The sequence below is a fragment of the Nocardioides sp. Leaf307 genome (assembly GCF_001423135.1).
Lineage (GTDB): Bacteria > Actinomycetota > Actinomycetes > Propionibacteriales > Nocardioidaceae > Nocardioides > Nocardioides kribbensis.
In genome coordinates this window covers 1,204,118-1,219,211 of sequence record NZ_LMNY01000001.1, presented here as the reverse complement: position 1 = coordinate 1,219,211, position 15,094 = coordinate 1,204,118, and the positions used below count along the sequence as shown (strand labels likewise).

Here is a 15,094-nt window from a genome sequence, read left to right as displayed (position 1 = left end):
CCCGGTGCCTAGGCTGGACCGGGTGACCACCTTCGCCGCCCTGCTGAGCGACCTGCTGCGCCACGAGCCGGGCCGTCCGCTGCTGACCTACTACGACGAGCGTCCGGGCGACGGGCCCGACCAGCACCCGGGCGAGCGGGTGGAGCTCTCGGTCACGACGTACGCCAACTGGGTCGCGAAGGTGTCCTCGCTGCTGGTGGAGGAGCACGACCTCGAGCGGGGACAGGTGCTGCGGGTCGACCTGCCGGCCCACTGGCTCACGCCGGTCCTCCTCGGCGCGGCCTGGAACGTCGGGCTCGCCGTGGACCTCACCGGCGACGGACCCGCCGACGCGGTCGTCTGCGGTCCGGCGGGGCTGGAGCGCTGGGCGGCCCACGCCGACGAGGTGCCGGTGCTGGCCTGCTCGCTGCGCCCGATGGGGGTCCGCTTCGCCGACCCGCTCCCGGCAGGGGTGCACGACGTCGGCGTGGACGTCTGGTCGCAGCCCGACTCCTTCGTGGCCTGGGACCCCGCCCAGGACGACGACCCCGCCCTGGTCGGGTCGGGCGCCCCGGTCACGCAGGCCGAGCTGTGGAGAGCGGCCGCCGCCGGGAGTGCACTCCCTGACGGCGGCCGCCTCCTCTCGGTGACGAACCCGGCTTCCCCACCGGGGATCGTCACCTTCACCGAGCCGCTCGCGCGCCGCGGCTCGCTGGTCCTGGTCGTGGGTGGTGCCGAGGAGCGGCTCGCGGCCGTGGCGGCCGCGGAGCGCACCTCGGCGCGTCACCCCGCCAGGTCGTAGTCGCCCATCCCCTCGGCGAGGAAGCGGCGCGGCTCGAACCCGTCGGCGCTGGCGCGCAGCAGCCACAGGTAGCCGGTCCGCTTCTCGCGCACGACGAGGTCGGGGTGGCCGGTGAGGCCGACGTCGCTCACGCCGACGACCCAGTCGTACGCCGTGACGTCGAGTCCCAGCGTGCGGGGGTCGGTGAGCCCTCCGGGCCCGTTGCCGGGGTAGAGCGTCAGCCGTGAGCCGTTGCGCAGCAGGCTGTCGGGAGCACCGTCGGCGTCCCACAGCCCGGCGCCGACCTGCTGGGTGGCCGTGATCGCGCTGCGCGCCACGTAGCTCTCGCCGAGGCCGTCGAGCCCCGCGCCGGGGTAGATGCGCATCGACCCGCCCCGCGGCTGGCCCATGAGGTCGGGGCGGCCGTCGCCCGTGGTGTCGCCCACGGCGGCGAGGAGCGCGACGTCCTTGAAGCCGGTGCCGATCCGCAGCGCCTTGCCGAGGCGGCCCTGGCCGTCGCCGCGGCGCAGCATGAGCACCCCGGTGGCGGCGTTGCGCACGACCACGTCGCCGAGGCCGTCGCCGTCCCAGTCGCCCACGCTCATCACGGCGTCGGCGCCGGGCACCCGGACGCCGGTGTCGACGAGGGGGGCGGTGTCGACCGTGCCCGGGTTGGCCAGGACGACCAGGGCGTCGCCGCGGCGGGCGAGCACGTCGGGCGCGGCGTCGCCGGTGAGGCTGGCGCCCGAGACGATCCCGTCGAGGCCGGCCACCCGGTCGACCGGGCCGAGCACGTGACCGAAGCCGCCGTCGCCGCGCGAGGGCATCACGAAGCCGGCACCGCCGGCGCGACGCACCAGCAGGTCGGCGCGACCGTCGCGATTCCAGTCGCCGGCCGCGGTGACGACGTCCCAGCGGCTCCAGTCGCCCGCGAGGCGGGTGGCGGCCGCGAAGGACACCGCACCGGTGCCGGACCGCACCCCACGGTGCAACGTCGCCGAACCGGCGGCGTCGCGGACGACCAGGTCGGCCACGCCGTCGCCGTCGAGGTCGCCGGGGGCGGCGAGCAGGTCGCTCGCGGCGAGCACGAGACCGGTGTCGACGCGCCGGAAGCCGCCGGCCCCGTTGCCCAGGAAGGCGTCGAGGCGCCCGGTGGTGTCCTGGCGCGCGAGCAGGTCGGCACGACCGTCGCCGTCGAGGTCGCCGGCCGCGGTGAGCAGGTCGTGGCCGGCCAGGGCCGTCAGCGACCGGGGAGCCGCGGCGAACCCGCCCGCCCCGTCGCCGGCGCGCACGCCGGTCGTGCCGTCGGCCGAGCTCGCCACGAGGTCGGCGAGACCGTCGCCGGTGAGGTCGGGCGAGGCCACCACCGCGTCGACCGAGCTCCAGTCGCCGGCCACGGCGCGGGGCTTGGCCAGGCGGGTCAGCCCGCCGGTGGGCAGCACGAGGAGCCGGCCGTCGGAGGCCCGGCGCAGCACCACGTCGGGGTGGGCGGTGTCGGCGAGGTTGGAGTCGAGCTGTCGGCCCGCGAAGCCGGTCTGCGTCGCGGCGGCCAGCCGCCGGATCTCGGGCAGACGGGCGTAGAGGTAGCGACCGGGGCAGGCCGTCGACCCGGCGTCGCGGTGGCCGTTGATCGCCGGGAAGCGCTGGGAGCCGACCTGCTGGGAGCCCGAGGAGGCGTCGACGCCGTGCAGCGAGAGCTTCCAGGCGAAGAGCGCGCCGTAGGCCTGCACCACGGCCTGCGAGGGCTGGGCGACGTCGTAGTTGCCGATGGCCGACATCGCGAAGGAGTAGTCGTTGTAGCCCAGGGTGTGGGCACCGACGACGGCCCGGTCGATGCCGCCGTAGCGGCCCTCCCAGATCCGGCCGAAGCGGTCGACGAGGTAGTTGTAGCCGATGTCGGACCAGCCCTGCGAGCGCGTGTGGTAGGCGTAGATGCCGCGGATCAGCGCCGGCACCTGCTCGCGGGTGTAGTCGTTGGCGTTCACGGTGTGGTGCACGAAGCCGGCGTGCACCTCGCCGTAGCGCAGCGAGGAGGCCGAGCGCATCCGCTCGTCGGCGCCCCACTGGGCCCGGGAGAAGATCTGCGGGCGCGGGGTCGCCTCCGCCGCGCTGAGCGCGAGCTGCTCCTCCCCCGCGGCCGGCTCGGACGACGCGTCCACCGGGGCGGGAGTGCCGCCCGTCGTGCCGCCCATCGTGGAGGTGTCGAGCGCCGGGCGCTCGGTGACGGTGTCGGCGGCCTCGCCGGGGTCGATGACGGACAGGCTCATGTCGTCGGGGGCGGCCGTGCCGCGTGCCACGTCGACGCGCACCTGCACCTCGTCGACCGTGCCCACCAGCACCGGGTCGGTGCCCGGGCGGGCCCGCCGGGCCTCGGCGCTGTCGGGGTCGGGCCCGTGGTCGTCGTGGTACTCCAGGTCGCTCCAGGCCCCCCACCGGCCGTCGGTGCGGGTCCGCACCACGAGGGCCACGTCGTCCTCGTCGACCTGCTCGCCGTGCTGCCAGGTGACGCCGACGGCGCCGTAGCCGGTGACGCGCTGCGGCGCGCTGGTGATCCGGGTGCCGGCAGGGCCCTGCGCCGCCCGGGCGGCGAGCGTGCCCGCGCGGGCGCTGCTGCCGGCCGGCGGGGTCATGGCGTACTCGCGCACGTCGGGGTCGACGGGCGCCGTGGGCACCGTGGTGGCCTCCTGGGCGCCCCGGGCGTACGCCGCGAGGTCGCTGGCCGCCGCCGTGCGCGGCGGGGTCAGCAGCGCGGGGCCGGTGAGGCCGGCGGCGCGGCTGCCCTCGGGGGCCTGGCGCACGACGTCGAGGCTGATGACGCTGGCGGCGGGGGTGAGCACGGCGAGCACCACCCCGAGGGCCAGCAGCTGCTGGCAGAGGGTGACGAAGCGGGACCTGCTGGGTGACATGGGGGTACTCCAGTGCGCGGGGAAGTTCACACGGTGCGCAACTTTCACACGCGTCACAGGGGGCACGCCACGAGAAGTGAGTAACTACAACGCTGTAATTTCCACTCGACACGCCGGCCGATCCGAGATTTGTCAAGTTCCCGTTCCTCCCCCGGACGGCACGAACCCCCGCAGCCCGGGGGCTGCGGGGGTTCGTGTCACGGGGGCTCAGATGTCGGCGCCGAGCTCCTCGTCCTGCTCCTCCTCGTCGGTGCCGGCGTCGTACTTGAGGTACTTGATGCCGGGGCCGACCTCGCCGTCGTAGCCGACCTTGCCGCTCTCCAGCACGATCACCCGGTCGCACATCTTGCGCACCGACGACGCGGCGTGGCTGACGTAGAGCAGCGTGCGACCCGAGTCGCGGATCTCCTGCATGCGCTCGAGGCACTTCTTCTTGAAGGGCTTGTCCCCCACCGCCAGCACCTCGTCGGCCAGGAAGATGTCGGAGTCGACGTGCACCGCGACCGCGAAGCCCAGCCGGGCGAACTGCCCCGAGGAGTAGTTGCCGACCGGGGAGTCGAGGTGGCGCCCGATGTCGGCGAACTCCACGATGTCGTCGAACTTGCGGGCCGTCTCACGCTCGGTCATGCCCAGCACGGCGGCGTTGAGGTAGACGTTCTCCCGGCCGGTGAGCTGCGGGTGGAAGCCGGCGCCGGTGGCGATCAGCCCCGCGATCCGGCCCCGCGTCAGCACCCGCCCGGAGTCGGGCTTCATCACGCCGTTGATCATCTTCAGCAGCGTGGACTTGCCCGAGCCGTTGAGACCCATCAGGCCCACCGACTCGCCCTGCTCGACGGTGAAGGAGACGTCGTCGACGGCCTGGAAGGTGTCGCTGACCTGGTGGCCCTTGAGCATGGCCACCGTGACCTGCTTGAACGTGCGGTGGTAGCGCAGCGTGAAGGACTTGGTGGCCTGGTCGACCACGATGGAGGTGTCGGCGGGGTAGCTCAATTCAGACGCTCCGGGATCTTGTTCTCCAGGCGGGTGAAGACCAGCTGGGCGATGACCAGCACCACGAGCGAGACCCCCACCATGGCCAGGCCGCGGGTGAAGAGGTGGTCGGGCAGCTCGGTGGCCGCGGTGGCGGTCGGGTCCTGCGTGGTGCCGACCCAGAAGGCGCGCTGCACCAGCAGCACGGCCTCGGCGAGCGGGTTGAGCATGTAGTACTGCGCGAAGGAGCCGAACCGCTCCTCCACGACGGCGTAGGGGTAGATCATCGGCACGCCGAAGCGCACGAAGTTGGTCAGGATGCTGACCACGCTGGCGAAGTCGCGGAAGTAGACGTTGGCCACGCTGAAGAGCAGCGCGAGCGCCGTCGCCAGCAGCATGATGATGCCCAGCGCCAGCGCCAGCGCGACCGGCACCATCGGATCGGGCACCCAGCCGTAGAACAGGCAGACGACGAAGAGTATCACGACCTGCGGGGCCACGTGGTAGAGCGAGACCAGCATCGAGGCCACGGGGAACATCTCGCGCGGCAGCGCCATCTTCCGCACCAGCGACTTGTTGCGCACGATCGACCGGGTGCCGGCGTTGAACGTCTCGATGAAGAAGTGCACGACGATGAGCGCCGAGAAGACGTGCACCGCGAAGTTCTCGGTGCCGCGGTCGAGCAGCTTGCCCAGGATGAAGTAGTAGATGAGGAACTGGCTGAGCGGGTTGATGTAGGACCACAGCAGGCCCAGGAACGACCCGGAGTAGCGGGCGCTGATCTCGCGCCGCACCAGCAGGCGCAGCAGGTAGCGGTTCTGGAAGACCCCCAGCAGCCCCGACCGCGCGGTCGGAGGGGCGAGGTCGGCGTCGACCCGACGGTGCGGGCGCGGCTCCTCGAGCGCGGCGCCCGTCGAGGAGGCCTCGCTCATCTCGTCCCGCGCCACGGCCGCAGGGTCTCCTCCCACGCCTCCGGCGAGGTGATCGCGCCGAGCGAGGCGCGGTACTCCTCGGCCAGGCGCGGCCACTCGCGGCGCAGCCGGTCGTGGCTCTCCAGCGTGCGCTTCATGAGGTCGCGGAAGCGCTCGGGGTCGCGCTGGTAGAAGGCCGCCGACGTGCCGTCGTTCATCGACACGACCGCGGAGTCGTACTTGGCCAGGCGGTACCACTTGGCGTCCATCGCCGGCACCTCCGCCTCCGGGTGGCGCCGCGAGAGCTCGCGCACCGGGCGCAGCTGGCGCAGCGGCATGAGCGCGGCCGCCAGCAGCGTCGCCTTGCGACCGGGCACGCCGGTGTCGTCGCGGCCCTTGCGCGGCGGCTTCTGCCGGCGCACGGAGGGGAAGGCGTCGGGGTCGACCTCGAGCTGGGCGTCGGGGAACTGCTTCACGAAGGCCCGCACCTCGGGCAGCTTCGTGGCCAGCTGCGCGTGCAGGGCCTCGGGGCCGGCGAAGACGTCCTCGAGGGCGCGCAGCCGCAGCTCGGCGGTGGAGTACTGCATCGAGACGAGGTGCGCGATCTGGTGGTTGAGGCTCTCGCGCACCATCCGCCCGCCCTTGGGGTACGGCGAGTGCAGCAGGGCCGCCACCAGGCGGTTGCGGTAGTGGAAGTAGGACTGCCAGTCGAGGGCGTCGTTCTTGTCCGACCACGGCACGTGCCACACGGCCGCGCCGGGGAACGTGACCGTGGGGTAGCCGGCCTTCTTGGCGCGCAGCCCGAACTCCGAGTCGTCCCACTTGAGGAACAGCGGGAGCGAGAGGCCGACCTCCTCGAGCACCTGACGGGGCACGAGGCACATGAACCAGCCGTTGAAGTCGACGTCGATGCGCTGGTGCAGCCAGCGCGAGGAGCGCAGGTTGCGCGCGGCGAAGTCCCAGTCGTGGAAGACGCCCGGCGCCGACTGCCACCAGAAGCGCCACGGCTGCACGATCTCGCCGAAGCTGTGCAGCCGCGAGCGGGAGTAGATGTTGAACATGTGGCCGCCCACGATGGTGGGCCGGCGGGCCAGGTCGCCGAAGGTGACCGCGCGGACGATGCCCTCGGGCTCGCAGACGACGTCGTCGTCCATCATCATCGTGTAGGTCGCGGTGCCCTTGCGCACCGACTCCAGCTGGCCCCGGGCGTAGCCGCCCGAGCCGCCCAGGTTGCCCTGCTCGATGACCCGCAGTGTGTCGCCGAGGGCCTCGCGCGCCGCGGGGAAGTGCTCGGAGTCGCTGACCAGGTCGGTGCCCTGCTCCATGACGAGCACCTCGTCGAGCAGCGGGCGCAGTGCCTCGTCCTCGCCGATCTGCACGAGCAGCTCGGCGCAGAAGTCGGGGCGGTTCATGGTGGTGATGGCGATGTCGACGGTGCCGTGCTGCGCGCGCTCGGCGGGCACCTCGGCGGTCCACTCGGCCGACTCGACGACCACGTCGTCGTCGCCGGCGAGCACGTCGTACCAGTACCAGCCGCCGTCGACGAAGGGCTTGAGGGTCAGGTCGAAGCTGAAGGTGCCGCCGTCCTGGTCGCCGGTGGTGACCGCGTCGACGCGCTGGGAGTTGCCGCGGGCCATCGACTTGTAGACGACCAGGCTGGCGCCGCGGCCGCGCAGGCGCACCGTCAGGCGCACCGCCGACACGACGCTCCAGCGCCGCCAGTAGCTGGCGGGGAAGGCGTTGAAGTAGGTGCCGAAGGAAAGCGACTCCCCGCTGGTGACCCGCAGCGCGGTGCGCGACTCGATCTGGTCGGGGTGCAGCCGGCGCCCGGAGCGGGTGCTCTGGCGCATCGACGCCGCGTTGAGCTCGCGCGCGTTGCGGTTGGTGCCGATCTCGTACTTGTCGGCGTCGAGGACGGCGGGCTCGGTGTCGACGTAGAGCGGCAGCACGTCGAGGTCGCCGTCGAGCGGCAGGACCTGGCGCATCAGCAGCCGGGTGCTGGTGCCGGCCCCGCCCGCCGCGGCGGTCGAGTCGGTCGTGGGGGTCGTGCCCGTGGTGGTGCCCGTGGTGGTGCTCATGCGTCCACTCCTCCGCTCGTCAGCGGCGCACCCTCGGAGAAGTGCGGCGCGAGCTTGTTGTCGACCATCGACAGCGCGGAGCCGATGGCCATGTGCATGTCGAGGTACTTGTAGGTGCCGAGCCGGCCTCCGAAGAGGACCATCGGCTCGGCCTTGGCCAGGTCGCGGTAGGCGAGCAGCTTCGCGCGGTCCTCGGCGGTGTTGACCGGGTAGTAGGGCTCGTCGCCCTCCTCGGCGAAGCGGGAGTACTCGTGCACGACGATGGTCTTGCCGGGCAGGTAGGTCCGCTCGGGGTGGAGGTGCTTGAACTCCAGCGTGCGGGTGTAGGGCAGGTGCTCGTCGTTGGCGTTGACCACTCCGGTGCCCTGGTAGTCGTCGACGTCGAGGGTCTCGGCCTCGAGGTCGATGGTGCGCCACGACAGGCGGCCCTCGACGTTGCCGAAGTACTCGTCGACGGGTCCGGTGTAGACGACGGGGACCTTCCCCTTGTACTCGTCCTGCACGTCGAACCAGTCGGTGGACAGGCGCACCTCGATGTTCGGGTGGTCGGCCATCCGGGTCAGCCACGCGGTGTAGCCGTCGACGGGCAGGCCCTCGTGGGTGTCGTTGAAGTAGCGGTTGTCGAAGGTGTAGCGCACCGGCAGCCGCGTGATGATGTCGGCGCTGAGCTGCGTCGGGTCGGTCTGCCACTGCTTGGCGGTGTAGCCCTTGACGAAGGCCTCGTAGAGCGGGCGCCCGATGAGGCTGATCGCCTTCTCCTCGAGGTTGGTCGCCTCGGCGGTGTCGATCTCGCTGGCCTGCTCGGCGATGAGCGCGCGGGCCTCGTCGGGGCTGAGGTCCTTGCCGAAGAACTGGTTGATCAGCCCGAGGTTCATCGGGAAGGAGTAGACCTGGCCCTGGTAGCGCGCGAAGACGCGGTGCTGGTAGCCGGTGAAGTCGGTGAAGCGGTTGACGTACTCCCACACGCGCTCGTTGGAGGTGTGGAAGAGGTGGGTGCCGTACTTGTGCACCTCGATGCCGGTCTCGGGGTCGATCTCGCTGTAGGCGTTGCCGCCGATGTGGTCGCGGCGCTCGAGGACGAGGACCTTGAGGTCGAGCTCGCGGGCGCAGCGCTCGGCGACGGTCAGGCCGAAGAAGCCGGAGCCGACGACGACGAGGTCGGGCTGGGAGTGATCAGGTGTCGACACGATCGGTCAGTCTACGGACGACGAGGGCCGGGCCCGCATCCCACGCGCGGCGCGCATGGCACGGATCACGTTGCGCGCCTCCGCCCGCCCGCCGCGCAGGGGGCTGAGCAGCACGACGCCGAGGGTCACCAGCCACGGCTTGGCCCGCACGAGGGCGTTCTCGCCGTAGCGCAGGTGCACGACGAAGAGGTTGCGGTACATGTAGAACCCCTTCCACCCGGCCAGGTCGTGCTGCTGGTCGAAGTCGAGCTGGCGCACGAGCACCGCGTCGCGCAGCGCCCAGATGTGCGCACCCGCCTCCCGGGCGCGCAGGGCGTAGTCGACGTCGTCGTAGAAGATGAAGTACGACGGGTCGGGCAGCCCGATCCGGTCGACGACGCGGCGCCGCACCATGAAGCCCTCGAAGGCGACGTTCTCCACCTCCACCCGCTCCGGCATCGCCACACGGGTGCCGTAGGTCGTCTCCACCATCGCCGTCTTGGGCTTCACCGCCCAGGGACGGGTCAGGTCGAAGCGCAGCGCGGCCTTCTCGCACAGCCGCCCGGAGGAGTCCTCGCGCACCGCGGCGAGGCAGTCCTCGTCGACGGCCATCATCACCGCCAGGCAGTCGGGCGCGGGCACGACGTCGTCGTCCATCAGCCAGAACCGGTCGTGGCCCAGGGCGTGGGCGGTGCGCAGCCCGAGGTGGAAGCCGCCCGCGCCGCCGAGGTTCTCCTCGCTGCGCACGACCGTGAGCGGCGCGAGACCCGGCAGGTCGGCGCCGGCCCCCGCGAGCACGTCGGCCGTGGCGTCGGTGCTGGCGTTGTCCACGACCACGATCGCGTCGGGGCTGTGCTCCTGCGCGGCCAGCCCCCGCAGCATGCCGACGAGGAGCTCGGCACGGTTGTAGGTGACCACCACCACCGCCACGCTCTCGGCGGGCGCGCCCGGCCGGCTGGGCGGGCTGGACGGGCTGGTCACGACAGGTACCTCCGGTGTCCGGTGAAGTCGCCGCGCAGCCCGGCGAGCATCGCCCGCGCGCTCAGCAGCAGCCGACCCGGCTGCGGTCGGGTGAAGGAGTAGAACCACACCGTCTTGGCCACGAAGGCCAGCGCGTGCGGCCAGCCACGGTAGTCGCGCAGGTTGAGCAGGTTGTTGCGCGCCATGCAGTAGTGCTTCAGGTCGCTCGGGCTGTGGTTGTACGTCGTGCGGCCGAAGGCCATCGGGGTGCCGAGCGCATCGGTCGCGGGGTGCAGGACCCGCGCCCCGACGACGGTCGCCACGCGCGCACCGGCGCGCCGGGCGCGCCACAGGTACTCCACGTCGTCGCCCCAGATGAAGAACTCCGCGCGGGGCAGACCGATGCGCTCCACCAGCGCGCGCGTCACCAGCACGCCGTTGAAGGGGATGACCACGTCGGGCAGCAGGCCGTCGGTGGCGGCGGCCTCGACGTCGTCCATGGCGTGGACCACCCGGGTGCCCCCGGGCAGACGGATCGGGAAGACCAGGCGGCGCGGGTCGTCGTGGGCGGCCACGACCGGACCCCAGAAGTCGAGGTCGCGGTGCTCGAGCAGCAGCGGCAGCGCCTCGACGTCGGGCAGGCCGTCGTCGTCCATCAGCCAGACCAGGTCGGCGCCCTCCTCGAGCGCCCAGGCCAGGCCGTCGTGGAAGCCGCCGGCGCCGCCGCGGTTGTCCTCCAGCGTGCGGGCGCGCACGTCCTCGCGCCCGGCCAGCCAGTCGCCGGTGCCGTCGGTGGAGGCGTTGTCGACCACCAGGACCTGCGCCAGGCCCGGCACCTGCGCCAGACGGTCGACCAGGTCGCGCAGCAGCGCGAGGCGGTTGAAGGTGACGACGACCGCCACGACACGGGGGGCGGGGGTCTCGGGCACGGAGGTCACCCTAGGTCAGCAGGCGGCGCCGAGGTCCTGGGCCTGGTTGGCGGCGTAGCCCCCGCTCAGCGAGCCCACCGAGCCACCGGTCACGGGGCCGTCGACGGGGCTCGTCGAGCCCGAGCCGCCCGAGCCGCCCGAGCCGGAGCCGGCCGGGGCGGTGCCCTCGGCCTTGGCGATGGCGGCGGCGACCTTGGTCTGGATCTCCTCGACGTCGGGGTGCGCGGTGTCGATCATCGGCGGCACCAGCGAGAGGGTCGAGACCTTCTGGCCGCGGGCCTTGAGCGCCAGCTGCATGAACGTGTCGAGCTCGGAGGCCGGGAGGTTGGTGGAGACCATCTCGGAGGAGGCGGCGGCGATGGACTCGAAGTTGCGCACCGCGACCTGGGGGCTGACCTGCTGGAGCATGGCGTTCATGACGCACTTCTGCCGCGCCATGCGCGAGTAGTCGTCGGAGCCCTCGCGGGCCCGGGCGTACCAGAGCGTCTCGAAGCCGTCGAGGGTGCGCGTGCCGGGCTCGATGTAGCCGGTGACGTCGTCGCCGAGACCGCCCACCGGGATCGGGGAGCGCACCGTGAGCTCGACGCCGCCGACGGCGTCGACGAGGTCCTTGAAGCCCTGCAGGTTGACCATGGCCCAGTAGTTGACCCGCAGCCCGGTGATGCCCTCGACGGCCGAGACGGTGGCGTCGACGCCGGGGTTCTCGGAGTCGCCGAAGAGCTCGGTGTTGTCGCCGGCCCAGGTGCTCACGCCGTTGAGGTAGCAGCCGTCGCAGTCGAAGCCGTCGGGGAACTGCTCGTCCATGACCGAGCCCGGCGCGAAGGGGAAGTCGGCCATGTTGCGGGGCAGGCCGACCAGCACGGTGCGGCCGGTCTCGACGTCGATGGAGGCCACCGTCATCGAGTCGGGGCGCAGGCCCCAGCGCCCCGCACCGGAGTCGCCGCCCATGAGCAGCACGTTGTAGCGGCCGTCGTGGGCGTCGGTGACGGTGGAGGAGGCGAACATCGTGACGATGAAGTCGCGCTGCACGGCCACCACGTGGGCGCCGAAGAGCATGGTGCCGGCGACCGAGAGGCAGAGCAGGCCGTTGACCCCGACCACCGCGCGGCGGTGGCTCATCGAGAGCGTCAGCGGCTGGCCGATGCGCCAGGCGTCGACGAAGAGCGCGGCCCAGGCCACGGCACCCACCATGAGCAGCACGCGCAGCACCAGCAGCACGGCCGGGCTCACGGCCATCTGGAGGGCCAGGCCGGGGTGGATCGCGACGGCCAGGCCGACGACCAGCACGGTGAGCAGCGTGCCGAGCCAGATCCGCACGGCGATCCTGCCGATGCGGCGGTCTCCGGCGACGAGCTGGGCCGAGCCCGGCACGACGAGGGTCATGGCCATCAGCGCGAGCGCTCGGCGGAAGCGCACGCGGGCCGCGCGGTCGGCTGCGCTCGGACGGGGCTGGCCGTCGAGCAACCCGGGGGAAGGTACGGGTGGCATCGAGGTGTCTCTCTCCTGCTCAGGACTGGTGGGGAAGGGTCCAGTGCTGTCGGCCAGTATCACCAGCCTCAGGAGTCACACGGGCCCCGACGCGCCGTGCCCGGCCAGGTCGGCCCATCGCGTAGCGTCCTCCCCATGGCAGACGGGCCCGGCCGCGGCGGCGACGACGAGAAGCGCTTCGACTGGCTCTACGGCGGACAGGGGGCGAGCGACCCCGACGCGACCCGGCCGGTGCGGCGCCAGCCCCGCCCCGCCTCCCCCGCCGCCGGGTCGGGCGCCCCCGACGACGAGGCGACCCGGGTCATGCGGGCCCGACCCCGTGACCAGCCCCGTGACCAGCCCCGTGACCAGCCCCGTGACCAGCCCCGCACGGCCACCCCTCCGCCCCGGGCCCCGGTCGCGCCGGCGCCGGCCGCGGCCTCCTCGGGCCGCCGACGTCCGCGCTTCCGCGCGCGCTACGTGCTGCTCCTGGTGCTGCTGTGGGTGGTCTACCTGGTCGCCGTGCCGGTCTTCGCCTGGACCAAGGTCGACAAGGTGGCCTTCGAGCCCCGCGGGGAGCGCCCGGCGGAGCAGCCGGGCACGACGTACCTGCTCGTCGGCAGCGACTCGCGCCAGGGGCTGAGCGCCGCGGAGCGCAAGGAGTACGGCACGGGCGACGCGAGCGGTCAGCGCACCGACACGATCCTGCTGCTGCACACCGGCTCCGGGCCCAACCTGCTGATGTCGATCCCCCGCGACTCCCTCGTCGACGTGCCCGGGTCGGGCACCACGAAGATCAACGCCGCCTACGCCTTCGGGGGCCCGAAGCTGCTCACGCAGACCATCGAGCAGAACACCGGCATCCGCGTCGACGAGTACGTCGAGATCGGCATCGGCGGCTTCGTCGACCTCGTCGACGCCGTGGGCGGCATCGAGATCTGCCCCCGGCAGGCCATGGTGGACCCGCAGGCCAACCTCGACGTGAGGAAGGGCTGCCAGGAGGCCGACGGCGTGACCGCACTGGGCTACGCCCGCTCCCGCAAGACCAGCGGTCTCGGCGACATCGAGCGCGCCCGCCAGCAGCGCGAGGTGGTCGCGGCCATCGGGCGCGAGGTGGTCTCGCCCTGGTCGGTGCTCAACCCCGTGCGCTACTGGCGGCTCAACCTCGCCGCCACCGAGACGGTCACCTTCGGCGACGGCATGAACCCCGCGCGGGCCGCGATGTGGGCCTCGGCGATGACCCGGGTCAACGGGGAGAACGGCCTGACCTGCTCGGTGCCGATCAGCGACCTCGCCGTCAACTGGGACCCCGAGCGCTCGCGGCAGATGTTCCAGGCGATCATCGACGACGACACCGACAGCATCGACGACAGCCTGTGCACGCCCTCGGGCCTGCCGGAAGGAGCCACCTCGTGAGCTACGAGACCCTCACCTGGAGCGTGGACGACGACGGGGTCGCCACCCTGACGCTGCACCGCCCCGAGCAGCTCAACGCCTTCGACCTGGTGATGGCCCGCGAGCTGCTCCAGGTCTTCACCGTCGACGCCCACGACGACGCCGTGCGCGCCGTGGTCGTCACCGGCGCCGGTCGCGCCTTCTGCGCGGGCATGGACCTCTCGGCCGAGGGCAACGTCTTCGGGCTCGACGAGTCCCTCGACGTCACCCCCGAGGAGCTGCGCGAGCGCTACGACCAGGAGCCCTACCAGGACGGCCTGCGCGACACCGGCGGCAAGGTGACGCTGGCCATCCACGCCCTGCCCAAGCCCGTGATCGCGGCCATCAACGGCGCCGCGGTCGGCATCGGCGCCACGATGACGCTGGCCATGGACCTGCGCCTGGCCTCGACCCGGGCCAGGGTCGGCTTCGTCTTCGGCCGGCTCGGCATCGTGCCCGAGGCGTGCTCGAGCTGGTTCCTGCCCCGCATCGTCGGGGTGCAGCAGGCGCTGGAGTGGGTCTACTCCGCCGACGTGCTCACCGCCGAGCAGGCCCTCGAGGGCCGGCTGCTGCGCTCGGTGCACGAGCCCGACGACCTGCTGCCGGCCGCCCAGGAGCTGGCCCGCTCCTTCGTCAAGGACCGCTCCCCCGTGGCGCTCGCCCTGGCCAAGCAGCTGGTCTACCGCAACAGCGCCGCCCCGGAGCCGCTCGACGCGCACCTGTCCGACACCCTCGCGATGTTCCACACCTCGATCGGCGACGGCAAGGAGGGGGTGGCGGCGTTCAAGGAGAAGCGCACGCCGGTCTTCACCTCGCGCGCCTCCGAGGTGCCGCGGGTCTTCCCGCGCTGATCCGGGCTCCGGTCCGCGACCGGACCTGCCCCGGACGCCGACGACCCCCCGCCCAGCCGGGCGGGGGGTCGCCTGCGTCGACGGGGCGTGGCTCAGCCGGCGGCGGCCGCGGCCTGCGCCTCGGAGGTGGCGCCGGCGGTCGACAGACCGCCCGACTTGTCCTCGAGGTGGGCGCGCACGAACCAGTGGAAGAGCTCCAGCTCGTTGATCTGGGCGATGAACATGTCCTGGGTGACCAGGTCGAGGTCGTCGAGCTCCTTCATGCCGTCGCGGTAGGAGGAGATGACGCCCTGGTAGACCAGGTCGAGGGCACCGAGGTGCTCCTGGGTGGTGGCGCGACCGATGCTGTACTCGTCCCAGGTGCGGTTCTCCACCAGCGAGCCCGGGGTGCCCTTGGGCGAGCCGCCGAGGGTCGCGATGCGCTCGGCCAGGTCGTCGGCGAAGCCGCGCACGGTCTCGACCTGGGGGTCGATCATCTCGTGCACCGCGATGAAGTGGGGACCCACGACGTTCCAATGGACGTGCTTGAGCGTCAGGTGCAGGTCGTTGCAGGCGTAGAGGCGGCCCTGGACCAGCTCGACGACGCGGGCAGCGTCCTCGTCGCTCATGCCGGGCACGGTGTACTTGAGGTTGGGAGTGGCCATGGATCGAACGTACTGCGCC

12 protein-coding genes are annotated in these 15,094 nt (G+C 72.4%); 3 read left to right on the top strand and 9 right to left on the bottom strand.

All coding sequences use genetic code 11. The features are described 5' to 3' along the window. The first annotated feature begins 22 nt into the window (after positions 1–22). Positions 23–781, top strand: a complete 759-nt coding sequence (locus ASF50_RS05585) for a TIGR03089 family protein (protein WP_056903728.1) — start codon at positions 23–25, stop codon at positions 779–781. On the opposite strand, the gene ASF50_RS05580 is transcribed toward ASF50_RS05585, so the two are convergent. From ASF50_RS05580 to ASF50_RS05545, 8 genes are all read right to left on the bottom strand, one after another. Continuing rightward, positions 763–3,666, bottom strand: coding sequence for an FG-GAP-like repeat-containing protein (locus ASF50_RS05580; protein ID WP_056903727.1), 2,904 nt, complete (start codon positions 3,664–3,666; stop codon positions 763–765). The genes ASF50_RS05585 and ASF50_RS05580 overlap by 19 nt on opposite strands. Before the next feature lie 207 nt (positions 3,667–3,873). Then, entirely contained in the window at positions 3,874–4,656 is a 783-nt protein-coding gene (locus ASF50_RS05575; RefSeq protein WP_056863947.1) for an ABC transporter ATP-binding protein, read from the bottom strand. Next, a complete protein-coding gene (locus ASF50_RS19415; RefSeq protein ID WP_235557561.1) occupies positions 4,653–5,582 on the bottom strand; it encodes an ABC transporter permease in 930 nt (309 codons plus the stop codon). Before ASF50_RS19415 ends, ASF50_RS05575 begins: the two co-directional genes overlap by 4 nt. Further along, positions 5,564–7,624, bottom strand: a complete 2,061-nt coding sequence (locus ASF50_RS05565) for a glycosyltransferase (RefSeq protein ID WP_200919038.1) — start codon at positions 7,622–7,624, stop codon at positions 5,564–5,566. Before ASF50_RS05565 ends, ASF50_RS19415 begins: the two co-directional genes overlap by 19 nt. After that, the gene (gene glf / locus ASF50_RS05560) at positions 7,621–8,811 is read right to left on the bottom strand and encodes a UDP-galactopyranose mutase (RefSeq protein ID WP_056863946.1); all 1,191 of its coding nucleotides are present in this window, start codon (positions 8,809–8,811) and stop codon (positions 7,621–7,623) included. The genes ASF50_RS05565 and glf overlap by 4 nt, the downstream gene beginning before the upstream one ends. A 6-nt stretch (positions 8,812–8,817) precedes the next feature. After that, complete coding sequence (locus ASF50_RS05555) at positions 8,818–9,771, bottom strand: glycosyltransferase family 2 protein (protein WP_056903726.1); 954 nt, start codon at positions 9,769–9,771, stop codon at positions 8,818–8,820. Beyond that, positions 9,768–10,679 (bottom strand): glycosyltransferase, encoded by a 912-nt coding sequence (locus tag ASF50_RS05550; protein WP_056864590.1) that lies wholly within the window; start codon positions 10,677–10,679, stop codon positions 9,768–9,770. Before ASF50_RS05550 ends, ASF50_RS05555 begins: the two co-directional genes overlap by 4 nt. A 15-nt stretch (positions 10,680–10,694) precedes the next feature. Beyond that, positions 10,695–12,167, bottom strand: coding sequence for an LCP family protein (locus ASF50_RS05545; RefSeq protein ID WP_056903725.1), 1,473 nt, complete (start codon positions 12,165–12,167; stop codon positions 10,695–10,697). Between the two features lie 135 nt (positions 12,168–12,302). On the opposite strand from ASF50_RS05545, the gene ASF50_RS05540 reads away from it, so the two are divergent. Together ASF50_RS05540 and ASF50_RS05535 are read left to right on the top strand one after the other, a co-directional pair. Continuing rightward, positions 12,303–13,562 (top strand): LCP family protein, encoded by a 1,260-nt coding sequence (locus tag ASF50_RS05540; RefSeq protein WP_056903724.1) that lies wholly within the window; start codon positions 12,303–12,305, stop codon positions 13,560–13,562. Beyond that, positions 13,559–14,431, top strand: a complete 873-nt coding sequence (locus tag ASF50_RS05535) for a crotonase/enoyl-CoA hydratase family protein (RefSeq protein WP_056863942.1) — start codon at positions 13,559–13,561, stop codon at positions 14,429–14,431. The genes ASF50_RS05540 and ASF50_RS05535 overlap by 4 nt, the downstream gene beginning before the upstream one ends. Before the next feature lie 92 nt (positions 14,432–14,523). Here ASF50_RS05535 and ASF50_RS05530 read toward each other — a convergent pair whose 3' ends face one another. After that, positions 14,524–15,075 carry a Dps family protein gene (locus ASF50_RS05530; protein ID WP_056903723.1) on the bottom strand — a complete coding sequence of 184 codons (552 nt, stop codon included), beginning with the start codon at positions 15,073–15,075 and terminating at the stop codon, positions 14,524–14,526. Between the last annotated feature and the right edge of the window lie 19 nt (positions 15,076–15,094).

Excerpts from the sequence above, each read along its gene's own strand:
- ASF50_RS05580 (WP_056903727.1), bottom strand. The coding sequence starts at position 3,666 with ATGTCACCCAGCAGGTCCCGCTTCGTCACCCTCTGCCAGCAGCTGCTG.
- ASF50_RS05565 (WP_200919038.1), bottom strand. The coding sequence starts at position 7,624 with ATGAGCACCACCACGGGCACCACCACGGGCACGACCCCCACGACCGAC.
- ASF50_RS05545 (WP_056903725.1), bottom strand. The coding sequence starts at position 12,167 with ATGCCACCCGTACCTTCCCCCGGGTTGCTCGACGGCCAGCCCCGTCCG.
- ASF50_RS05540 (WP_056903724.1), top strand. The coding sequence starts at position 12,303 with ATGGCAGACGGGCCCGGCCGCGGCGGCGACGACGAGAAGCGCTTCGAC.
- ASF50_RS05530 (WP_056903723.1), bottom strand. The coding sequence starts at position 15,075 with ATGGCCACTCCCAACCTCAAGTACACCGTGCCCGGCATGAGCGACGAG.